The sequence below is a fragment of the Aquimarina agarilytica ZC1 genome (genome assembly GCF_000255455.1).
GTDB lineage: Bacteria > Bacteroidota > Bacteroidia > Flavobacteriales > Flavobacteriaceae > Aquimarina > Aquimarina agarilytica.
Genome location: NZ_JH621246.1, coordinates 56,335 through 78,784 on the forward strand (window position 1 = coordinate 56,335; position 22,450 = coordinate 78,784).

Here is a 22,450-nt window from a genome sequence, read left to right on the forward strand (position 1 = left end):
ATATACTCTTTGTTTATTTTACCTTTTAAGTATTTTTCTTTAAACTCGTTTTTTATAAACCAACTTCTGTACTCTTCAATAATTGAAGGAGCGCTTCTTTGAATGCTAATATCCACAATATCTTGTGGGATTCTAAAATCTACATAATCATTGGAAAAAGATTTACAATCTAGTGATAAATGATATTTCACTTTACCGCCTTTTGTAAAGACTCTTTTTTTATCATCTATAGCTTCTGGTATATGTTTAAAGTAAGTTGAATAAAATTCTTTTTCATTTGAAGCAAGCATTTTATATGAAAACAAATAAGCTATTTCTCTTTTATTTAAAATGTAGAAAATCTCTCTATCATTATATATATGTTCAGTAAATAATTCAATCGAAATTTCACTATCAACCTTTAATTTTTGAGCTAGTTTACTAAAGTTGTAATTGGTTAAAAATGCCATCACCTACACAGTTTTCAATGATTTTTTATCAGCTTCAAACATTGTAAACTCTAAAGCTCTATATGCAGAAACATCGTAACCTATAAGTTCATTAACACTTATTTGAAAATCTTGAAATAACTTGTCCTTTGTTAATAATTCTAAATAATGTAAATATGCTATGTAGTTTTTAGGCTCTGTAATACCATAAGTGGATTTTTTCTTTGTCAAGAATCTGAATATCCTACTATCCCATATAGCATATATTTTCGGATTTATAAAATGGAGTAGTTTTGATAATCCAACTATTGAATTATTTATAGCTTCTTTACCAATTAATAACTCACCTTCATTTAACAGCCCCCCTTGCTTGGCTTTATTTAATATGCTTAAAACAGCATCTATGTTTTTTAAGTTTAAATCAATAATAGTCGGCATCCAACCATAAACAAAATGAGATGCTATAATTAAATGCTCTTTTTCTATACTCATTATGTTACTGAAATACTTAACAAAAAAAGGATATGTGTTTAAATAACTAACCTCAGCTACATTAATAGTAATGAGATGTTCTTTTAATTCTTCAATAGTTGTTGTCTTAAACATAAATTTTAGTCTAATCTGTATTTGATAGGGTTTGCTGCTCCTTTTTTCTTAGTATGTGCAATAGATTTATTTATGTAGATATCCCTTACTTCATCACTAGCTACTTTACCGTTAAAACCCCATCTACTTTTAGTTTCTGTTATTGGAATCTCATACCATTCTAAAATTTCAAACACCTCTATAATTATACCTGTATATTCAGAAAGTGCATATCTAACAGTATTTCTCCTTTGCTCACTAATAACCCAACCTTGTTTTGTTGCTTGGTAAATAAAATCAAATGCTTCACCTCTTTTATATTTTTTGTTGATATTGATTATAATAATAGGATGTAAAAGTTCATTTAAAGGTTCTGCATTGTGTAGCCTTATAATTTCATCAGTTGTCATCAACCCCTTATAGCCTACATGATGACCTTCTACAATATTCGATAAATTAAATCCTATATAATTACCAAAATCAATTAATGATGCCTCCACATCAAAGGCTTCTGATTCTTTTAAACCATGTCTTATAATTATATGTTTTACTGCTAAACCTTTATCTAGTATAGCTCTAATGATATCTAATTTTAAAGAGGCAACATCTTCTAAGTTCTCTGCATCATATTTGTGGTTAAAAACTCTATTACCAATTCCCTTACCTATATAAAAAGGGATGTTAGTTTCAGGATTTATTAATGCATAGACATAGTAGCCTAACTGCTCTATGGTTTTATTATCAAACATTTTTTGTCAAAATTATATTCATAATTTAAAATGTTGCCATTTAAAATAAGCTGGATTGCTTCTTCAATAATTTCAAAAGAAACAACAAACCATTCTCTAGGGTTAATACGTTGCCCTCTATCATTTGTAAATTCAATATCTAAACAAGCAGATGCAAAAAACCTATGTAATAAATTTTCTAGTTTATCCGCATTTCTATTATAAACACTATATGTTGCTACCTTTTTTACATCAGCAAAAAGATAAGTAGCTTCATTTTTAGCATTTTTAATTCTCTCATCTACAGAGGTACTAGAAAAACCTATTTTATATAGATTATCTATGTCTGATATTTTTGAATCCGTTGATTTAGACTTTAAAACATAAATCCAACCTGTTTGAACATCTTCTTCTTTAACTAAGCCAGAGTTAACAAAAAGCTCACTTTCTTGATAATCATTAGAATTAGTGACTAATTTTCCGTTTTTCTGAATTTGTTTACCTAAAGACCTATATAGCATATTACTATAAGTGGCATTTTCAAAAACGGTTTTTGTTCTTCCTTCAATTCTAGTTCTATTACCAGATTTTTGTTCCCATTCTGTTCTCTCTAAATCAGCTGATTCTAAATAAAGAAGGATACCATCCATAATATAATAATTGCCTACATGTAAATTCTTCTCTATGTTTTTGAATGGTTTTATTTCTCGTTTACCTTCTTTTATTTCTTGATGTACTTTTTGAAAAAGAGCTTCATAAGGCTTAAAATCTTTCTCTTTCATAGCTTGCCTTTGAGCCACAAAATCTGTTTCTGCTCTATCTTCTTGTTTAGGTGTATGCTTAAAAGTGAAAATAGATAAATCCTTATCTGTGTCTAATAACCCTAAATCGTCATCGTTTAAAATGTCATCTAAACTTTGTTTCTCTATTTCTACATAACCTAATAAATTATGCCTATCAAAAGGTTTTACTATTTTTTTCTTAGCTTCATCTGTTCTAAAGTTTTTTAATTTAGCTAAAAGTCCATATTCTGACATACTAGAGGTACTTGGTTCTCTATTGTTGTTGTCAAAAAATGTATTAATTTCTTCAAAAGAATCTATAAGTCTATCCTCTTCAGTTTTTTCTGTAGAGACTTTTGTTTTGGATTCTAACAATCCAAATTCATCATCATTAAAGATGTCATCTAATGTTGGCTTTTTTTTACTCATTTAACATTTTTTGACGTTTCAACTCTCTTAAAAAAATGATTGCTTCTGCCATTCTTTTTTCCTTGTGGTCAAAAGCCTGTAAGTTTGGCTGTTCACCTGTTTTTGCTACCCAATCTTTTATTTTGGGCCATAATAAAATGGCTTCCTCTTCTGTCATTTCAATCTTAGTAGATTGTATATGGTCATCTATTAATTTTAAGGTTTGGGCAGTAACAGATTTAGATAGTATTTCAAAAGCTTTTTGGAATGGATTTACTTGGTCTATTAAATCAATATGTATATCATCAATATTGACAAAGCTATTTGCCATTCTAATAAACTTTTTATCTCCTTGTTCTTCTATAGTACTATTTTTAATAACAGAATCTACAACTACATGTTGCCTAACAGCTTCAACATCATCTTCATCTAAATCTGGATAGACCTCTCTTATTATTTTAGGAATAAGCACAGTATTTATAGTTTCTGCATCTAAATTACCAGGCATTGCTTTAAGCATTTGGTCATCTTGTAAAATTTTTGCCTTTAAGTCATTTAAATCTGTTTCTATAATGTCTTTTGCTCTTTGCGATGTTGGTAATTTAAAACCTCTAATTCTTATAGTTTCATCATCGTCTTCACTTTCATCATCTTCATCTTTTTTTAATTTGAATTTAAAATTGGGTGCTAATACCTGTTCCATTAATAAAGATGCTGTAATGGCTTTTAGCATATTATTTACTGCTACTTTTACATCATCATTTTCTGCATCAGGTTCAGCTACTAAATTAGTAAACTGGGCATGTGTTTTATTATTACTATCTCTGGTTGCTCTACCAATTATTTGTATAATTTCAGTTAACGAACCTCTATAACCAATGGTTAGGGCATGCTGGCAGTATGGCCAGTCAAATCCTTCTTTTGCCATACCTAAAGCAATGATGACATCTATATCTTCTGGAGATTTCACATCTCTTAAATATGCGGTGATTTTATCTCTAGATTTTGGGTCATCATTTACCAAGTTTGCTACTTTAAGAGTTCTATTTGCTTTTTTACTTTTAACAAATATGACTCCTGTCTTTTCATCTTGGTAATCTATTTCTCCTAAAACCTCTATAACATGCCCCACTTCATCATGCTTTTCTTTAGAGGACTCTGCGGATTTGACACTTGGAATATGAACTATTGTTTTTAGGTTAGGGTCTAAAACTTCAGCCAAAGCAGAAACATTTTTATCAGGTTGTTTTTTAAAATATCTACCTGTATAAAAATGATAGCCAATACCTAAAGACTTCAAATATTCATAGCCATTTAACTGCTGGTAGTAATTATAGGTTACTTTAGTAAACTTTGCTTCGTCTTCTGGCATTAATACAGGAATATTATCACCTCTAAAATAAGAACCCGTCATAGCAACGATATGCGCATTAGACTTAGCCATTATATTTTTTAAAACTTCCCCTAATCTATTATCTCCCTCAGCAGACACATGGTGAAACTCATCAATAGCCACTAAAGTATTATCTAATTTCTTTTCATCTAAACCCTGAAAAGCAAAGCGTAAAGTAGCATGAGTACAAATAATAATTTGTTCATCAGTATCCAAGAACTCTAAGAATGCTGTTACTTTACTTTTTTCTGGTCCAGGAGTACAAAGATTATATTTTGGATTTGGAGACCAATCTGTAAAAAAACCATATTTTTTTAATTCTGTAGTACCAAAAGATGCACCAATAGATTTTTCTGGTACTGCTACTATAACTTTTTTTACACCTTGATTATGTAGCTTTTCTAAAGCTATAAACATTAAAGCTCTAGACTTACCAGAAGCAGGTGGTGCTTTAATTAATAAATACTGAGCAGTATTAGCTTTATAGGCTTCTGCTTGCATTTCACGCATACCCAATTCATTAGTCTTCTTACTTTGTCCTGTTTGTTTATAGGTTACTTCTATTAAATTAGGCATCTGTTTAATGTTTAACTATTTTACAATTATTTTCTTTTATATATTTTTCAAGCTCTTCCTTTGATTCTAGAATAAAACACTCTCCCTTAATAGTATAAACTAAGTATCTGCCATTTTGACTAAAGTATGCTATTTCCTTTTGTTTAGAACTCATGACTTATTTTTGCGTTTTTTCTTTTGTTTGACAGACACAGCGTCTTTTTGAATCATGTTTTCATATAGTTTAAATAAATATTCTAAACGCTCTGTATCATTTTTAAATTCTTGTAGTCTATAACACTTTTCTATAGCTTCATCTAGATTTTTATGCGCTAGCTTCAAACTTTTAGGCATTGTCTCAGGGTTGTATAATTGTGCCAAAGTTTTACCATTATTTTTTGCTCTTTCATCTAGTATGTCAAATACATATTGATTTAAATTCTCTTTTTGTTTGGTATTAATACTAGGAAAAGGGAATGTATTATAGCACAATGTTTTGGAATACTGAATGTCTGTTTTCATTTTACCCCCTACATTTTTAATCCATACAGTATGCATTCTTGAACTAACTATACCAAAGATGTATGGAAAATTAGTGGAAATTGTAAAAAAGGAATCCGTTACTTTATATTGTGTACCGTCAAGTAAATCTACAGGTAAGTAGTCTCTATTTTCTGAGGATACACGTGGTATTATTATACAGTTTTCATCTTCTGGCTGAGTAATTTGAGCAAATAAATGAGGAATTTTAGCCAGTTGTGGTCTAGAAGAGTTTTCTCTTATTTTTTTAACTTCTGAAATTATTTTTTTTATACTTTCTAAGCCTTCCAATTCTTTTTCTGTAATCCCTTCTAACCACAAACACCATCTATCTCTGCCATTTAAATGCTCTCTTGCAGAAACTAACTTTTTAAACCATTTTTTTGAATTGGGGTCATTTTTTATAAACGTATTTTTTTCTTCTGAGGTAAAAAGAAATTTACCTCCATCTGCTGGCATATTTCCATGAGTGATTAAGGGTAAATTTGATATTGATTTTGATATACTACGAACTACGAGATTAGGAGCATCTAATAAGTAAGGGTTTATATTTTTTGCAACTTTTTTAAACTTATCCTTGAAAAGGTACTTGGATTTGTTTGAAATATTTCTTAATCCTACTATTATAACGGTTACCCCTGCATTTCCTTTAGCATTATTGGTCCATTTAAAAGATTGATAAGCAAAACTTATTTCTATTTCGCTGGATAATATTCTATCCCAAATTAAACCTACTAATAGACCTTGACAAATGGAATTAGTCGAAACAAAAGCACATTTGGCATTAAATCCCTTAATATAATTAGCTCCTTTGTAAAACCATGAAGCGACATAATCCAAACTTTTATAGTTTGTTTTAAAAACAAATTTCAAGTCATCTTTTTGTTCCTGATTCTGTTTTCTACTCCCATAATACGGAGGATTCCCAATGATGTAAACTTCACTAGCTAAATCAATAGGACAAATTTCTTCCCAATCTTCCCTTGTGGCATTTCCTTGTATTATTCGACCAGCTTCTTTTAATGGGAGTATAGGTTCAGACTTTCCATAATCAAATAACTGCTCTTCAAAAATTCTATTCATCTGATGCTCTGCAAGCCATAAAGCAAGGATAGCCATTTCATGGGCAAAATCATCTAGTTCAATACCATAAAACTGAGATAGGCGTATTTGTGTAAACTCTAATTGAGGTGTAGATGTTAAGTCTATAATCTGTTTTAAAATTTCAATCTCTAAAACTCTTATTTCTTTGTAGGTAATAATTAAAAAATTACCACTACCACATGCAGGGTCAAAAAATTTAATTTTAGAAATTCTGTTGATGAGTTTTCTTAATAACGTAATACTGTTTTTGCTTTTTTCATACTCCTCATATAACTCATCTAAAAACAGAGGTTTTATCAGTTTTTTGATATTAGGTACAGAGGTGTAATGCATACCTAAATCACTACGATATTCATCTATTACCACAGCTTGAATCATGGACCCAAAAATATCTGGATTTATATCCTTCCAATTTAAATCCCCTAATTCTTTAAGTGTCTTTCTTGCTTTAGATGAAAATTTAGGAGATTTTATAGTATCTCTAAATAATCCTCCATTTACATAAGGAAACCTAACTAAGTAATCTGGAAATTCTGCTGATTTTTCAGTGTTCAACCTTTTAAACAAATCATTTAAAAAGTCATCGGTATCACTACCGTCAACATTTGTGTGTTGAGCAAGTGTATTTGTGAAAATACTTTCTTCTTGAAAGATTTCTGTATCCTCAGCAAAGAAACAGAACAATAAACGAGATAAGAAAATATTTAAGTTATGGATGCTATCTTTAGACTTATATATTTCTGGATTTTCTTCTCTCAAATAATCATAAAGTAGAGCCATTTTATAGGCAGCATCCCTATCAGCTTGATTATCATTGCTAGAGTTATAGACTTCACTACCTGCAAGTGGTAAAAAGAAACTATGATGATTAGCTAAATCACGTATTTGAATATCTTTTGTTGTCCCTAATCTTAAATCTTTAGCTATAAGTTGCTTATAGTCTGTAAGTATTGCAAACTTAGGTTTGTATTTTAGTATTCTATCTTGTTTAGAAATACTATCAATGGTACTTAGTAGTTTACTCGATTCCTCTACTTTAAAAAAGACTTTATTTTTAGAAAGTAATTCTCCTTCAATTTTAGACATATTATAGTCTCCCTTTCTCAGCATTGTAGTTACTGTCTTGGTGGTCCCATATGCCATAAGAAAATCATAGATAAACTCTTCTTTAGAAAAATTATCTATTATAGCTTGAACATTATTTTTTATTTCTTTACTGTTCATAGATTATTCTTCTACTTTTAAACGTTTCAAGGTTAGTTTTATAGCATCAATTGCTACATCTTCATTCTTTACATCTTCATATATTTTTTCGCTTATCCATAATTTCAAAAGTTTAGAATAATTAATATCTAAAGCTATAGCAAGTTTTTTAATTTGCTCTCTTGTAGGCTTTCTATCACCCTTTTCTATTTTACTTATTAAAGCTGTGTCAACATCAATCATAGAAGCTACTTCTCTTAATAACAGCTTCTTATTTTCTCTTTTAGATTTAAGTAATTCTGAGAGTATCATTTTTTTAGTCAAATTATTTCTTGTCGAATTTTGTCTAAAATAGATTATTTTTTTTGCTGAAAAAATTTTTTATTAAAAAAATTACAAAAGAATAGTGAGTGTTTAAAATACCTCATAGAAAACCCCCACCCATGTTTAGGAATGAAGATTCCCCCACCACTTATATAGTGAAAGCATTTTTTCTCAGCCAGTAAAAAAATCAAGGTGATAGTTGTAGTTTTTTATGGTAGAAGCATTGCTTTTCTTGGTGGCATTTTTCAACTCAAAAACTTAAAGAACATGGTAAGAATTATTGGTTACAAACAAAGACAAAAAGAAAACGGAGAACTATTTAATGTTCTGGAACTTCAAGGCGGTGTGGAATTGATTAGGTCAAAATCTACAGGTAATTTTTATGCAACTGCAAAAAAGGCTTATATACCTTCAACTTTTGATGAGCAAACCTGTATTGCCTTAACAGGTACAGAAATGCAGGGTAGCATCATTAAAGAGGAATGTGAGCCTTATGAGTATGTTGTTACAGAAACAGGAGAAGAAATTATTATGCATCATAGATGGACTTATATGCCAGAGGATGTAAAAGAACCTGTAGCTAAAAGTACGCCATTAGAAACTGAAACACTCCAACCAAGCATTGAGCAATTTAGCCAAAATGGAGCTTTACAATATGCTTCTTAACAAATCAACAACAAAGGCATTACTACTAAAGTGATGCCTTTTAAATTTTTATAACCTTATGGAAATAGCAGAAATTAAAGTTTCTTACACAAACAATAATAAGAAACGATTAAAAATAACCAACAGTAAAATGTCTTATGATTTACTATTAGCTTGTTGGAATAAACATACTATAGAATTACAGGAAGAATTTAAAGTATTATTATTAAACAATACTAATCAAGTATTAGGAATTTATCCATTAGCCAAAGGAGGAAGTTCTGGTGTAAATGTAGATGCTAAATTGGTGTTTTCTGTAGCTTTAAAATGCAATGCAAAAGGTATTATTGTAGCACACAACCACCCAAGTGGTAGCCTAAAAATTAGTGAAGCTGATAAAATAATGACTAACAAGCTTAAAAAAGCAGGAGAATATTTAGATGTTGCTGTTTTAGACCACTTAGTTATTACTAAAGATGGCTTTTACAGTTTTAATGATGAAGGAATTATGTAGTACCTGTATAAAGGTGAAGCATTGTTTATACATACTTTTTACTACAGGTTAAAATCAATTTTATCTAGATTTTACTGTGAAATCTTATATAATAAAACTGTAATTTTTGGATAAATGTATTTGTGAACTTATGTAAATACCCACTATTTAAGCATTAATTTATAACGGTAACTATTTTAAGATAGGTATTAATAGCGGAATATTATTAGTATTAAAAACTAACCAAGTCATTCAATGTTAATTCCAAAAAATCCGCAATCTTTTTTAGAGTATATAAAGTAGGATTAGTTCCACCAGCTTCTAATCTGGACATATTGGACTTCTCAAAGTTACAAGCATCTGCAACTTGTTGTTGAGTAATACCTTTTTGTTCCCTTAATACTCTTATTCTTTTCCCTATTGAAATTTGAAGTTCTTCTTTATCAGACACATTAAAAATAATTAGTTGTTACCAAATATGAAAACTTTTTAAAGTAAATTGGTTATCATTTTTGGTAACTTTTTAAATTTGTCAAATTCAGCTTCAAACAAAAATCAAATAGATACTTATATAACACAAAATATTATGAAACACTTTTTTTTAGTATTAATAGCGTTTTTTTCAATCTTGTCTTGTTCTAAAGATGATGAAACAAACAATGAGGACATACCTGAAGATGCAATATTTATATCCATTAACGATGATATAAGGCAATTGCATGCTTCTAATAGGAATAATTATGAAATTGATTTATCAAGTTTTGAATTTAATCAGACATCATCTGAACCTCAAGGAGTACAGTTTGTTATGGATATTTATGACCCAAACAAAGAATTTATTGGCAATATAGCAGGGATAAATAGATGCTCTGAGATAGAAGTTTTTGCTGATGTTTTTCAAACTCGTTTCCCTGATGAGAATATAGAAACCCTCTTTAATGCAAATAGATTACCCATCATAGATAAATTTAATAAATGTGAATTATTTATTCGATTAAAAGATGAGTCTGATAATGTAATTATGGCAGGAACTTCACAAAATGGTCAATCTATTTCAGTTGATGAAATTAATGGATTTCAATACAGAGTAGAGTTCTTCGATATAATTTTTGAAACTAACTCTGGGGAAACTTTTACTGCAAGTGGTAGAATTAATACTTTATAAAATGAAAAAAACAGCAATACTACTATATAGCCTATTTGTACTAAGTAATACATTATTGGCGCAAAATAAAAATCATTCACTGACTTACAGTAAAGCAGATTCTTTAACTAATTTAAAAATGGATAAAGACAAGTTCTGGAAGAGGATGAAGAATGATTCCATTAAGAATATCAAAAGTAAAACAACTTTTGCTAAAAACAACTTATCAGGAATTACTCCTGCTAATTCTAAAACCATTAAATCTAAAATTATTAATAATAAGCCTAATTACTTATTATTAGGAATAGCTATTACAGGAATAATTATTCTGTTATTATACTTGATTAAAAGAAAAAATAATGAAAGAAAGGACAATTAAGTACCTCATTGTAATTGGTTTGCTTTTAGTTGTCTTCTTCTGTGTTGGGTTAATTGGCAATATTTTAAACGCCATAACCAATTACATACATCATCATCCTTTTATATTCTCTATTATAATTATTTCTTGTATTGTTATTTATGTTAACATAAATAATACAGTTACTGTTAAAATAGCAGATAGAATTGAGCTTTATAAAACATTAAAGTTTGAAATAGGAGAGCAATATGAAAATTATGAGTTTGATTTAAAATCTAAAGGAGAGAAAACAGTAAATGGTATCTATTATGATATATACCTGTATGGAAAGGATGATTTTAAAACACTTTTTGACTTACCTATTTCCAGAGGAATTTTATTACTATTTAATGCTGATATTTTAAGTGCTGTTTATTATAGGTTTGAAGGGAATCATTTTGAATATTTATTGAAGCAGTTGAATAAAGGACTTCCACATAACAACAAAATGGAAATAGACCCTTTCAGAGTTTATAGAGCTACTTGCAATTTAGATTCAAATACAGTTGTAGAATTGTTGGTCAAGAAAGATGGAAATACAGGGATTGCTATGAAGAAGAAATTAATGTAGCAATTCATTCTGGGTCAAACATAGGTCAAACATTTTGGAAATAATAAGTAATTAAAAGTAAACATCTGAAACAATAAAAAATCAAAAGACCCTTAAAATCAAGCATTTGAAAACAAAAGAAGTTAAATGAAAAATAATAATGACAGACTGTTAATCAGAGGGTCCTTGGTTCGAGCCCAAGAGGGGGAGCTTAAAAAGTCAGTAAACATTATGTTTTACTGGCTTTTTTTTATTTATATATATTTTTTCTTCCCAAGTTTTTAGCTTGAGCCTTTTCTATAACTATATTTACTAAACAATTTTAAGTATTCTTTTAAAAAGAAAAAATAGACCCTAATAATTTTCCTGTATGATTATTGATGAATTAGAAAAACAATATTCTTATATCTTCGAGAAAGAATTACTCCTTGAAATATCTAAAATAGGAGTCCTTAAGGAAGTTCCTGAAGCTTTTGAATTAATTCGAGCAGGTCAATTTGTTAAATCCATGCCCTTATTACTTAATGGTGTCATTAAAATACTGAGAAATGATAACGATGGGGAAGAACTCCTCCTGTATTTTTTAGAAAAAGGAGACACTTGCGCCATGACACTAACATGTTGTTTAGGAGAAACTAGAAGTGAAATTAAAGCCATTTCGGAAACACCAACCAAACTAATCATGATACCTATTGAAAAAATGGATTCGTGGTTAATCAAATACAAAAGTTGGAGAAATTTTGTATTGAACAGTTACCAAAATCGCTTTATGGAAATGTTAGATGCTATTGATTCTATTGCCTTTAACAAAATGGATGAACGTCTGGAGAAATACTTAAAAAACAGAGCAAAAGTAATAGACAATAACATTCTTTTTTGCACCCATCAAGAAATTGCTTTTGATTTACATTCATCAAGAGTTGTGATATCTAGATTATTAAAAAGCCTTGAGAACCAAGGTAAAATCAAGATATCGAGAAATAGCATAGAACTCCTTTAAACCAGATGATGCAATAGAACTTAGCAGCACGTATTAAATGCTCAATACAACCAAATGCTTTCTTAATTTTAATACAGCTCCCATTAAAATTAATGATAAAAAAGTTACGAAACGTTTGTATCATCTTGGCTACAGAAATATTTTCATTACTTATTTAGTGCAAAATCAATTTATGTAACTATTGTTACTGTATACCACCTACTCACTTCATAATTTTGATACTTAGCTTGTCAAAGTATGAAAAAAGAAGTATTAACTTTTCAATGGTTACGTAGCTACAAAAAAACTCATTTAAAAGGAGATTTTTTAGCAGGAATCACTGTGGGCATACTTCTTATACCCCAAGGTATGGCCTACGCCTTAATTGCTGGATTACCTCCTATTTACGGATTATACGCAGCCATAACTCCACTTTTTATTTATTCCTTTTTAGGTACTTCAAAAAGGTTAGCTGTAGGCCCTGTAGCTTTGGATGCTCTTATCATTGCCTCTGGTCTTAGCGCTTTAACTTTTCAAAGTGTAGACTTGTATATACAGGCCGCTATTATTGTTGCTTTAATTGTAGGGGTTATGCACTTAATTTTAGGCTTTTTACGATTAGGCTTTTTAGTAAACTTCCTATCCAAACCTGTTATTGTTGGTTTTACTATAGCTGCGGCGATTACCATTGGTTTTAGTCAATTAAAGCATATTTTAGGAAATTATGATCAAGGCTTCGATTCCTTACTACAATGCTTTATCAATAGTATAAGCCTTATAAAAAGTATACACTTCCCCACATTTCTTTTAGGCACATTTTCAATTCTTTTTTTAGTTCTAACTAAATTCTTTTATAAAAAAATACCTGCCCCCATTCTATTATTAATCATTAGCATTAGTATCTCATATGCATTTAATTTAGAACAATTAGGGATTAGTACAATTGGCAAAATACCACAAGGCTTACCTGCATTTAAAATTCCGGAATTATCCTATAATTTAATCCTAAACTTACTTCCTTTGGCACTCACTTTGGCTATCATTTCATTTACCGAAGCCATCTCAATAGCCAAATCACTTGAAGATAAATACAATGAAAATGAACTAGAACCCAATAAAGAATTAATTGCTTTAGGGATGTCAAATATAGTTGGTTCTTTTTTTCAGTCCTTTTCCGTTACTGGTGGCTTCTCTCGAACGGCTGTTAATGACGCAAATGGCGCTAATACAAAACTAGCTTCGTTAATTAGTGCGTCAACAGTGGCTTTGGTGTTACTTTTTTTAACTCCTACTTTTTATTATTTACCCAAAGCAAGTCTTGGAGCTATTATTATGGTATCTGTTGCCGGCTTAATAAACTTAACCTATCCCAAAGAACTATTTAAAAACCGAAAGGATGAGTTTGCAGCTTTATTTTTGACTTTTTTAGCCACATTATTTATTGGAATCAAGGAAGGTATTCTCCTTGGAGTTGCTTCTTCTATTTTACTTATGATTTATAGAACTTCTCGACCTCACATGGCAGTCTTAGGCAGGGTTAAAGAAACTTCATACTTCAAAAACATTAATCGCTTTACCGAATCTGTAGAAATAGATGAGTCCATATTAATTATCCGTTTTGATGCTCAAATTTATTTTGGTAATAAAGACTTTTTCAGAAAACAAGTTCTTAAAGAAATTAATAAAAGAAAAAACAACGTTAAAGCACTAATCCTAAATGCCGAGAGCATTAACTATATTGATAGTACCGGCATTTATATGCTTCGTGGGTTATTAAATGAACTCCATAAAAAACAAATACAACTTGTGGTTGCTGCAGCCATAGGGCCTATTAGAGATATTTTTAATAAATCTGGATTAATAAATGAAATCGGTGTTTCCAATTTTTTTATAGATACCGTGGCAGCCTATGATTTTTTAAAACAACAAAAACCGCAAACAAAATTACAGCATAGTATTTGCTTACAATCTAAAAAAATTGAATATGAAAATTGAACAAATTTATACGGGATGCTTAGCCCAAGGAGCCTATTACATTGAAAGTAAAGGAGAGGTTGCTATTATTGATCCGTTAAGAGAAATTAAACCTTATATAGAAAAAGCCCAAAGTAATAATAGTCGCATAAAATACATTTTTGAAACTCATTTTCATGCCGATTTTGTAAGTGGACATATCACTTTAGCAAAAGAAACTGGAGCTCCAATTATTTATGGCCCCAATGCCGAAACTTCTTTTGAGTCTATAATAGCTACCGACGGTCAGGAATTCTCATTGGGTGACCTAAGTATTATTGTAATGCATACTCCGGGACATACCATGGAAAGCACCACCTATTTACTAAAGGATGCTCAGGGTAAAAATCATGCTATTTTTAGTGGAGACACTTTATTTTTAGGAGATGTCGGAAGGCCAGATTTAGCACAAAAAACAAATCAAATAACACAAGAGGATCTTGCTGGCATGTTATATGACAGTTTAAGAAATAAAATTATGCCTCTTGAAAATGAAGTATTAGTATACCCCGCTCATGGCGCTGGTTCTGCTTGCGGCAAAAACCTTAGTAAAGAAACAGTGGGCACTATTGGAGGACAAAAACAAACAAATTATGCGCTAAGAAATGACATGACCAAAGCCGAATTTATAAAAGAAGTTACAGATGGGTTATTACCACCTCCTATTTATTTTCCGGCTAATGTAAAAATGAATAAAGAAGGGTATAAAGATATCGATGAAGTCATAGAAAAAGGTACTCGTGAACTTACTCCAAATGAATTTGAAAATTTAGCTAATGATAGGGGTGCTTTAATACTTGATGTAAGAAATCAATCTGATTTTGCAAAAGGTCACATTCCTAATTCTATTTTTATTGGTCTTGATGGTGGCTTTGCCCCATGGGTGGGAAGTTTGATAGGTGACATAGCACATCCCATAGTATTAATAACTCCCGAAGGAAGAGAGGAAGAAGCTGTAACACGACTTTCGCGTGTAGGTTTTGATCATACTTTAGGGTATTTAAAAGGTGGGTTTGAAGCTTGGAAAACTAGCGGTAAAGATTACGATATTGTTCATAGTATTGATGCTACTGAATTCAAAAAAAAACGTACCGATCAATCCATTATTTTTGATGTAAGAAAAGATGGCGAATTTACCGCCGAAAATATACCTACCGCTAAACACGCTCCACTTAGTAGGATCAACGATTTTTTAGCTAATTTCCCGAATGAAAAAAACTTTTACATACATTGTGCCGGTGGATATCGAAGCATGATTGCTGCTTCCATTTTAAAAAGTAGAGGAATTCATAACTTAATAGATATTCAAGGAGGCTTTAAAGCCATTAAAGAAGCAGGTATTCCGACCTCTGGTTATGTTTGCCCTTCTACAATTAAATAAGTAGACGCTATATCATGAAAAAAAGAAAAATCTTATTACTAGCATCTCTACTGCTTACAGTAAATCTAATTGCACAAAAAGAAACGAGCGATCAAGGGTTTACTACTATGCTCAACAAATTGTTAAGTCATACTGTTAAAGAGGTACTTCCTAACGAAATAAAAAATGACTCCACATACATTTTTTTAGATGCACGAGAAAAACAAGAATATAATGTGAGCCATATTCAAAATGCTTTATGGGTAGGTTATGAAAATTTTAAACCAAAAATACTTAAGGATATTCCAAAAGACCGACCTATTATAGTGTATTGTACTGTTGGATACCGAAGCGAAAAAATTGCTGAAAAATTATTAAAGAATGGATACACTGACGTATCCAACTTGTATGGAGGCATTTTTGAATGGGTCCATAACAATAAAAAAGTTTCAGACGGAAACACCACTACATATAAAATACACACTTACAATAAAGAATGGTCAAAATGGTTAAAAAAAGGAGAAAAAATATATCAACAATAACAGTATGTATCGCTTTATTCTTAGCTGTAATTTCTTGCACTGGTCAAAAGCAAACTAGCATTAAAAAAGTAGATTTGCTCACATTAAAACAAGATGTCATTGGTAAAAACGTTCAATTTATAGATGTTCGCAGTCCTAAAGAATATAATGAAGGTCATATTGACGATGCTATAAATATGAACATTGCCGAGGTTGATAATTTTATAAAGCAAACACAACAGTTAGATAAAAATAAACCTGTTTATCTTTATTGTTACACCGGGGGTCGAAGCGGAAAAGCTTCCAAAATACTAGCAAAAGCAGGTTTTACAAGTATCTATGATTTTACTGGAGGTTGGAAAGCTTGGTCAAAGGATCTGGACTAAAAATGAAAAATCGTACATTTTTAGATCTTAATTTTGAATACTGAATACAAAATAACAATGATAGAAACTGCACTTTCCACATATTTTCCTAAACTGGCCAACATGCCGGATCTAAAGAAAGAGTTGGCTAGTATTAGTACATTAATGAAATTTGATGCTGGTACGGTTATTTTAAAAGAAGGCGCTTATGTTAAAGTAATCCCTTTAATAATTAGCGGACTCGCAAAAGTATACAAAGAGGAAGAAAACGGACATGAAGTTTTACTGTACTACATAAAACCAGGGGAAAGCTGCATCATGTCTGTGACATCTATGATCAAAAATGAAGTAAGTATGGTGAAAGCCATAATCGAAGAAGACGCAGAAGTTGTTGTCATCCCTACCGATAAGGCCATACAGATTGCCCATAAATATCCTAAATGGAATGAGTTTATTTATGAACTTTTCAATTTAAAATTTCATGAGTTATTGAATGTGGTCAAAATCTTAACCTTTTCTAAAAAAGATGTTCGATTATTTGAATACCTCAAAAATAAAGCTGCTCTAAAAAACGAAACAACTATCACTACTACCCATCAACAAATTGCCGACGATTTAGGCTCGTCCAGAGAAGTAATATCCCGATTGCTAAAAAAGCTTGAACACGATGGACAAATAAAACTAAATCAAGGCAATATTGAACTATTGTAAGCCTTCAGCTCGGTTATTTTAAATCTCATTAAAAAGCACAGCTTTGCGGAAGCGGAGTTGTGTTCTCTAAATCAGCAGCAAAGTCTTTTTCAATAGTCGCTTCCTTAAATCCTGTAGCTACACTCCCTTTAAATACTTTTGTTCCATAACCCGTATTATTCATATGTGCTCTAACAATAACAGCACTATCCTCATTAATAGCCACTTTGCCACCCGATCTTGTAAAAGGCTGCTCATTTACATGACTATGTGCTAGTATACGACGGTATATTAACTTTCCATCTTCAGAAATTACTTCCCACCAATCTGCATATTGATTGCACCCCGTATCGGGACTTGATATGGTGACACTAAAGTTATAATTATTTTCCCCACCAGTAAATGATACATTTGTAACACGAGCCATAGCAGCGGTAGCATTAGGCTGCATTTCCTTTATTCCACCTTCCATCATATCCTCAACCACACTATCTCCACCCATCTTATTTTCAACCATACTATCATCCTGGCTATTACAGGCATATAAAACGCTATGCAATAAAATTGCGATATAAACTATTCTCATTTTTTTATTTTAAAAGTACTATTAAATAAAATATTTTCTTGTAACAAATGTCACATTAATTAAACTCAACAACATTTATTTTTGTACCAATGAAATTAAAGATTTATCAAAAGCTCATCCTAGTATGCATAAGTTGCATAGGAATAATAACGCTACTGGTAATGGTGATAGAAAAATATACTACTTAATTATATTGTTATGAAAAAAAACATGGGTAACGCTGATCGAATAATTAGAATAATTATTGCAGCTGCTATTGGATTATTATATTGGAAAGGTATAATCCCAGGAACATTAGGAATCGTATTGAGTATACTAGCCGTAGTGTTTTTGCTAACAAGTCTTATCAGTTTTTGTCCGTTATATACTATTTTCGGATTAAAAACTTGTAAAATTGAAAAAGAGTAGTCATTCGTAAAAGGAGTCTTTATAGGCTCCTTTTTTTATAAAATGATTCATACGATTTATTAGTAAGAACTTCATATTGTATGCGAAAAACAAAAAAAGATTACCTGTTTGTGTTTATACAGGCCATTCTATTTCTATTATTTAGTTTAAATTACACGCTACTCAGCCCTAAAGTCACTAATATATCTGCTTACAAAGTAATAGGTAACCTTATAGTGATTGCAGGAGTAGTGGTCTGTTTAATAAGTTTTGTTCAACTAAATACAAACTTATCTCCTTTTCCTTCACCAAAAAACAACTCAAATTTGATTCAAAAAGGAATATACAAATGGATTCGACACCCAATTTATACTGGTATTTTATTTATAACTCTAGGCCTAGCCGTTATTAATTTCTCCATTTATAAATTATTCATAAGCTTCCTACTGTTTGTATTATTCTATTACAAATCCAAATATGAAGAATTTTGCTTATCACAAAAATTCACTACTTACAAAAAATACATGACCAAAACAGGTAGATTTTTACCTAAGCCAATGCTAAAAATTCATCTGTAACATTTGTTACTCACAAAATCAGTTTTATTTACTTTTTTTGCTTTAAACTTTGATAATTATGAATTGGATATACAATCCATGGCCATGGTATGTTAGTGGTCCTATGATCGCATTTGTTATGTTTTTATTACTCATGACTGGCAAAAAATTTGGAATGTCTTCTAATTTAAGGACACTATGTACCTTATGTGGCGCAGGTAAAAAAACAGCTTTTTTTAAGTTTGATTGGAAGTCTCAAAAATGGAATTTGCTTGTTGCCGTTGGTACTATTATAGGTGCTACTATAGCTGCAAACTGGTTAACAATAGATGATAGCGTTCATATTTCTCAAAACACTATTGATAGCTTAACAAAATTAGGTTTTAATGATGCTGGTAAGGCGTATGTACCCCAACAATTATTTGATCTAACTGTAGCTACTCCCAAAAATTTACTCTTCCTTTTTATTGGAGGACTTTTAGTTGGTTTTGGAGCCCGCTATGCTGGTGGATGTACTTCGGGTCATGCTATATCTGGACTTAGTAATTTACAACTCCCTTCATTAATTGCAGTTATAGGTTTTTTTATAGGAGGCCTTATTATGATTTATTTATTATTCCCATTATTATTTTAATATGAAAGCATTAAGTTATTTAGGAATCGGTGTCGTATTTGGAATCACTATGTTTAAATCGGAAGCAGCTTCTTGGTTTAGAATTTATGAAATGTTTCGCTTTGATGCTTTTCATATGTATGGTATTATTGGTGCGGCTTTAGCCTTAGGAATTTTAATGACCCAATGGATCAAAAGAAAAAATGTAAAATCCATTAATGGGGATTACATTCATATTGAACCTAAGGAAAAAGGAGTAAAACGTTACCTATTTGGCGGCATTATATTTGGCTTAGGCTGGGCGCTTGCAGGTGCTTGTCCTGGTCCAATGTTCACCTTACTAGGCGCTGGATTTTATGGAATAGGTATTGTTATTCTAGGAGCATTAGTAGGCACTTACTTATATGGAATTTCCAAAGATAAATTACCTCACTAATCTGATAAAGGATATAGCATTATGCTAATGCTAGCAAAATAAAAAATAGTTGTCACATTATTTTCTGTAAAGAAATGTTTGTATTGTTACAAGTTAAACTACCCTAACAATATTGAACTCTAATTTTTGGATAATTTTGTCTCTAACAGCTCTAGAGTTCATTAATTTATTTACTGATGCTCTTAATTCTTTTTTACTGTAAGTCTTGGAATTGTTTGTATATGATTTCATAATTCAGGTTTTAAATTCAATCTGTTAGTCTATAAACTAACATATTCCTTAATAAAAAAACCATTATTTTTCAATTCAGTTTACTTATAAAATATCTAATATGCCCTAAAAAGGGCATCGTTATTTATGAGCTTCTTTATTTCTAGACATTTCTAAAAACTCTTTATCTAATTTAACTCCGGAGGCATCGGCAATTAAATTATAAAAGACAGCCATACCCGCCATTGCAATTAATTCCATTATTTCTCCCGTTGAATAGCCCAAAGCTCCTAATTTTTTAAAATCCTCTTCACTTGTTGAATTTGGTGATTTTGCTACTCGTACTGCAAAATCAATAGCTTCTCTCTCCTTTGGACTTCCAGACCCATTGAGTGTTTGCTGTGCTTTTAATAAATCGATCTGCTCTTGTGTTCCGCCAAGCATTGTACAGAAAGCATGATGAGCCGTTTGACAATAATTACATTCATTTCCCGAAGAAACAGCTATCATAATCATTTCTTTGAGTTTCCGATCTAATTCACCACTTCCTAATATATGCTTCATTACCGGTAATATCCCTTGCAAAGCTACTGGTGCATGCCCCCAAATTTTAAAAAAATTAGGCACAAAAGGTGCATTTAAATTTTCTTTAACTTCTTGATAGGTTTTTTCAAGATCCGGAGTTAATTCTGGATCTTCGATAAGACTTGAAATATTTTTCATGAGTATAATGCTTTTTGATTGGTGTATAACTCATAATATACACAGTATTTAAATCACTTTTAACTATTTTAACTTGATTTTAAAAAAATAGTTCACAATCACCTCATTATTCTACCTCCTTTTTGATATTCACGTTGTATTCCATTAATTATATCTAACAAATGAATTTTTTTATTGTTATTGCCTAATGTACACAAACATGCATACTGTACAATATTCATTATTTCTGCTCCAGACAAATCATACTTTTGAGCTAATTGCAACACATCTACCTCATGGTGTAATCCTATTTTTTTAGGAAAAGCCTTTTGCCATATCAATAATCTCTCAGAAGGTTTAGGCAAAGAAAAATGAATAATCGACTGAAAACGGCGCACAAAAGCTTCATCAATATTACTTTTCAAATTCGAACTTAAAATAACCAGTCCTTTATAGCCTTCAATGCGCTGTAATAAATAAGATACTTCTTGATTCGCATATTTATCATGAGCATCTCTCACATTGGTTCTTTTTCCAAATAATGCATCTGCTTCATCAAAAAAGAGAATGTTTTCAGTTTTTTCTGCTTTAGCGAGTAGGTTTGCTAAATTCTTTTCTGTTTCTCCTATAAACTTAGAAACTACCATGGAAAGATCAATTTTATAGACATCTTTCCCTGTATATTTCCCTAACAAATTTGCGGTCAGCGTTTTCCCTGTTCCTGGAGGACCGTGAAATAAGACTCTATAACCCGGTTTTATTTTTTTGGACATCCCCCATTCATTTAACAAGGTATCACCATGAGTAATCCACGTTTGTAACTCCTGTATTTGTTGATTTGTTTCTTCGTTTAACACTAAATCTTCCCATTCCATTTCAGTTTCTATCACTTGGGCAGGAAATTTCATACTAAAGCTTGGCTTACTTACTTTTCCTAATAAAAAAAGCTCTACATATTCTGAGGATAAGACCAATTTCCCACTCATTTTAGGCTCATTATTTGGCGCATCATCCAACCATAAAATTTGATTTTTTACAAAAAAATGATTCGAACTAAACAATTCATACACTTCCTTTCTTTGCTCAAAATCAGTTCCGGCTAATAGAAAAAGTGCGGTTTCACCTGTGGGTAAAAAACCCCTGAAATTTTTTCCTCTCACACCTCCTAATTGGGGAAAGTCACCTGTAGACTGTAACTTGTTTTGAATTATGCTATCTAAAAAACCACTATCCACATGAGGAATTAATGCCAATAGGAGTAGTGTTTTTTCATCTGTACTTAAGCTCCTATTTTTTAACTCCTTTGGCAATTGAATGGACCATTTTTCTGCGGGAGGTATATTAGGTATAGAAATTTCATTATCGGGGTTGAAATGTTTTTCCAAACGAAATTCTAGTAGTGCTTTTAAGTAGTTAAACTCTATCGAATCCATATTTATTATTCTACAGTTACATTTATATGTTTTGATCTATTCCCTCTAGTTCGATAATAGTTTTCAATTAAATTCCATAACCATCTTGTATCTCTTCTATTTAAGTGAATACAACCATGAGAAGTTTCATTTATATCGCCTTGATGAAAACCACCCCGAGAACCTCCACAAAATGTAAACACTTGAAAAAAATTCATTCTTGCACCTTCATATCTTTCACCATTACGACATGCGCTTCTACCTCCACTCAGGTGTCTTCTCATTCTTCCAGAAACACACCTGCCATATGAGCTAGATCGATGATTTCTAGATCTTACAA

At 30.9% G+C, this 22,450-nt stretch carries 27 protein-coding genes; 15 read left to right on the forward strand and 12 right to left on the reverse strand.

Annotated features, from left to right (window positions below; genetic code table 11):
• The 7 genes from KQA_RS20420 to KQA_RS0200270 form a co-directional block, all read right to left on the reverse strand.
• Window positions 1-449, reverse strand: a 449-nt coding sequence (locus KQA_RS20420; protein WP_010177154.1) for a hypothetical protein, incomplete at its 3' end; no start/stop codon positions are given.
• Between the two features lie 3 nt (window positions 450-452).
• On the reverse strand, window positions 453-1,034 hold the full coding sequence (locus tag KQA_RS0200240) for a hypothetical protein (protein ID WP_010177155.1): 582 nt from the start codon (window positions 1,032-1,034) through the stop codon (window positions 453-455).
• 5 nt (window positions 1,035-1,039) lie between these two features.
• Entirely contained in the window at window positions 1,040-1,762 is a 723-nt protein-coding gene (locus KQA_RS0200245) for an LEM-3-like GIY-YIG domain-containing protein (protein WP_010177156.1), read from the reverse strand.
• Complete coding sequence (locus tag KQA_RS0200250; protein WP_010177157.1) at window positions 1,741-2,952, reverse strand: GIY-YIG nuclease family protein; 1,212 nt, start codon at window positions 2,950-2,952, stop codon at window positions 1,741-1,743. Before KQA_RS0200250 ends, KQA_RS0200245 begins: the two co-directional genes overlap by 22 nt.
• Window positions 2,945-4,900: a DEAD/DEAH box helicase gene (locus KQA_RS0200255; protein WP_010177158.1), complete on the reverse strand. Its 1,956-nt coding sequence runs from the start codon at window positions 4,898-4,900 to the stop codon at window positions 2,945-2,947. Before KQA_RS0200255 ends, KQA_RS0200250 begins: the two co-directional genes overlap by 8 nt.
• A gap of 150 nt (window positions 4,901-5,050) precedes the next feature.
• Window positions 5,051-7,747 carry a DNA methyltransferase gene (locus tag KQA_RS0200265; RefSeq protein WP_010177159.1) on the reverse strand — a complete coding sequence of 899 codons (2,697 nt, stop codon included), beginning with the start codon at window positions 7,745-7,747 and terminating at the stop codon, window positions 5,051-5,053.
• 3 nt (window positions 7,748-7,750) lie between these two features.
• Window positions 7,751-8,038: a helix-turn-helix domain-containing protein gene (locus tag KQA_RS0200270; RefSeq protein WP_010177160.1), complete on the reverse strand. Its 288-nt coding sequence runs from the start codon at window positions 8,036-8,038 to the stop codon at window positions 7,751-7,753.
• A 279-nt stretch (window positions 8,039-8,317) separates the two neighbouring features.
• Here KQA_RS0200270 and KQA_RS20120 point away from each other — a divergent pair, with 279 nt between their 5' ends.
• Both KQA_RS20120 and KQA_RS0200280 read left to right on the forward strand, forming a co-directional pair.
• Window positions 8,318-8,716, forward strand: a complete 399-nt coding sequence (locus KQA_RS20120) for a hypothetical protein (RefSeq protein ID WP_029209384.1) — start codon at window positions 8,318-8,320, stop codon at window positions 8,714-8,716.
• A 58-nt stretch (window positions 8,717-8,774) separates the two neighbouring features.
• Window positions 8,775-9,209: a JAB domain-containing protein gene (locus tag KQA_RS0200280; protein WP_010177163.1), complete on the forward strand. Its 435-nt coding sequence runs from the start codon at window positions 8,775-8,777 to the stop codon at window positions 9,207-9,209.
• A gap of 211 nt (window positions 9,210-9,420) precedes the next feature.
• On the opposite strand, the gene KQA_RS0200285 is transcribed toward KQA_RS0200280, so the two are convergent.
• Entirely contained in the window at window positions 9,421-9,639 is a 219-nt protein-coding gene (locus KQA_RS0200285; RefSeq protein WP_010177164.1) for a helix-turn-helix domain-containing protein, read from the reverse strand.
• 135 nt (window positions 9,640-9,774) lie between these two features.
• Between KQA_RS0200285 and KQA_RS0200290 the strand changes: the two genes are divergently transcribed.
• The 9 genes from KQA_RS0200290 to KQA_RS0200330 all read left to right on the forward strand — a co-directional run bounded on the left by KQA_RS0200290 (window position 9,775) and on the right by KQA_RS0200330 (window position 17,228).
• The gene (locus tag KQA_RS0200290; RefSeq protein ID WP_157366545.1) at window positions 9,775-10,353 is read left to right on the forward strand and encodes a hypothetical protein; all 579 of its coding nucleotides are present in this window, start codon (window positions 9,775-9,777) and stop codon (window positions 10,351-10,353) included.
• A 1-nt stretch (window position 10,354) separates the two neighbouring features.
• Complete coding sequence (locus KQA_RS0200295; RefSeq protein ID WP_010177166.1) at window positions 10,355-10,711, forward strand: hypothetical protein; 357 nt, start codon at window positions 10,355-10,357, stop codon at window positions 10,709-10,711.
• Window positions 10,692-11,300: a hypothetical protein gene (locus KQA_RS0200300; protein ID WP_010177167.1), complete on the forward strand. Its 609-nt coding sequence runs from the start codon at window positions 10,692-10,694 to the stop codon at window positions 11,298-11,300. Before KQA_RS0200295 ends, KQA_RS0200300 begins: the two co-directional genes overlap by 20 nt.
• A 352-nt stretch (window positions 11,301-11,652) precedes the next feature.
• Entirely contained in the window at window positions 11,653-12,279 is a 627-nt protein-coding gene (locus KQA_RS0200305) for a Crp/Fnr family transcriptional regulator (protein ID WP_029209386.1), read from the forward strand.
• Between the two features lie 237 nt (window positions 12,280-12,516).
• A complete protein-coding gene (locus tag KQA_RS0200310; RefSeq protein ID WP_010177169.1) occupies window positions 12,517-14,253 on the forward strand; it encodes a SulP family inorganic anion transporter in 1,737 nt (578 codons plus the stop codon).
• Window positions 14,243-15,652 carry an MBL fold metallo-hydrolase gene (locus KQA_RS0200315; protein ID WP_010177171.1) on the forward strand — a complete coding sequence of 470 codons (1,410 nt, stop codon included), beginning with the start codon at window positions 14,243-14,245 and terminating at the stop codon, window positions 15,650-15,652. The genes KQA_RS0200310 and KQA_RS0200315 overlap by 11 nt, the downstream gene beginning before the upstream one ends.
• Window positions 15,653-15,666: 14 nt before the next feature.
• Window positions 15,667-16,173: a rhodanese-like domain-containing protein gene (locus tag KQA_RS0200320; protein WP_010177172.1), complete on the forward strand. Its 507-nt coding sequence runs from the start codon at window positions 15,667-15,669 to the stop codon at window positions 16,171-16,173.
• Between the two features lie 74 nt (window positions 16,174-16,247).
• Window positions 16,248-16,538 (forward strand): rhodanese-like domain-containing protein, encoded by a 291-nt coding sequence (locus KQA_RS0200325; protein WP_010177173.1) that lies wholly within the window; start codon window positions 16,248-16,250, stop codon window positions 16,536-16,538.
• 102 nt (window positions 16,539-16,640) lie between these two features.
• Window positions 16,641-17,228 (forward strand): Crp/Fnr family transcriptional regulator, encoded by a 588-nt coding sequence (locus tag KQA_RS0200330; RefSeq protein ID WP_232285828.1) that lies wholly within the window; start codon window positions 16,641-16,643, stop codon window positions 17,226-17,228.
• Window positions 17,229-17,256: 28 nt separating this feature from the next.
• Here KQA_RS0200330 and KQA_RS0200335 read toward each other — a convergent pair whose 3' ends face one another.
• The gene (locus tag KQA_RS0200335) at window positions 17,257-17,793 is read right to left on the reverse strand and encodes a hypothetical protein (RefSeq protein WP_010177175.1); all 537 of its coding nucleotides are present in this window, start codon (window positions 17,791-17,793) and stop codon (window positions 17,257-17,259) included.
• A gap of 198 nt (window positions 17,794-17,991) precedes the next feature.
• On the opposite strand from KQA_RS0200335, the gene KQA_RS0200340 reads away from it, so the two are divergent.
• The 4 genes from KQA_RS0200340 to KQA_RS0200350 all read left to right on the forward strand — a co-directional run bounded on the left by KQA_RS0200340 (window position 17,992) and on the right by KQA_RS0200350 (window position 19,786).
• The gene (locus KQA_RS0200340; protein ID WP_029209387.1) at window positions 17,992-18,201 is read left to right on the forward strand and encodes a YgaP family membrane protein; all 210 of its coding nucleotides are present in this window, start codon (window positions 17,992-17,994) and stop codon (window positions 18,199-18,201) included.
• Between the two features lie 80 nt (window positions 18,202-18,281).
• Window positions 18,282-18,758, forward strand: coding sequence for a methyltransferase family protein (locus KQA_RS19755; protein ID WP_010177177.1), 477 nt, complete (start codon window positions 18,282-18,284; stop codon window positions 18,756-18,758).
• A 58-nt stretch (window positions 18,759-18,816) separates the two neighbouring features.
• The gene (locus KQA_RS0200345) at window positions 18,817-19,371 is read left to right on the forward strand and encodes a YeeE/YedE family protein (RefSeq protein WP_010177178.1); all 555 of its coding nucleotides are present in this window, start codon (window positions 18,817-18,819) and stop codon (window positions 19,369-19,371) included.
• 1 nt (window position 19,372) lies between these two features.
• Window positions 19,373-19,786: a DUF6691 family protein gene (locus KQA_RS0200350; protein WP_010177179.1), complete on the forward strand. Its 414-nt coding sequence runs from the start codon at window positions 19,373-19,375 to the stop codon at window positions 19,784-19,786.
• Window positions 19,787-20,137: 351 nt separating this feature from the next.
• Here the strand turns inward: KQA_RS0200350 and KQA_RS0200355 are convergent, their stop codons facing one another.
• The 3 genes from KQA_RS0200355 to KQA_RS0200365 form a co-directional block, all read right to left on the reverse strand.
• Entirely contained in the window at window positions 20,138-20,719 is a 582-nt protein-coding gene (locus KQA_RS0200355; RefSeq protein WP_010177180.1) for a carboxymuconolactone decarboxylase family protein, read from the reverse strand.
• A gap of 98 nt (window positions 20,720-20,817) precedes the next feature.
• A complete protein-coding gene (locus KQA_RS0200360; protein ID WP_010177181.1) occupies window positions 20,818-22,131 on the reverse strand; it encodes an ATP-binding protein in 1,314 nt (437 codons plus the stop codon).
• Between the two features lie 5 nt (window positions 22,132-22,136).
• The gene (locus KQA_RS0200365; RefSeq protein ID WP_010177182.1) at window positions 22,137-22,394 is read right to left on the reverse strand and encodes a hypothetical protein; all 258 of its coding nucleotides are present in this window, start codon (window positions 22,392-22,394) and stop codon (window positions 22,137-22,139) included.
• Window positions 22,395-22,450 lie beyond the last annotated feature (56 nt).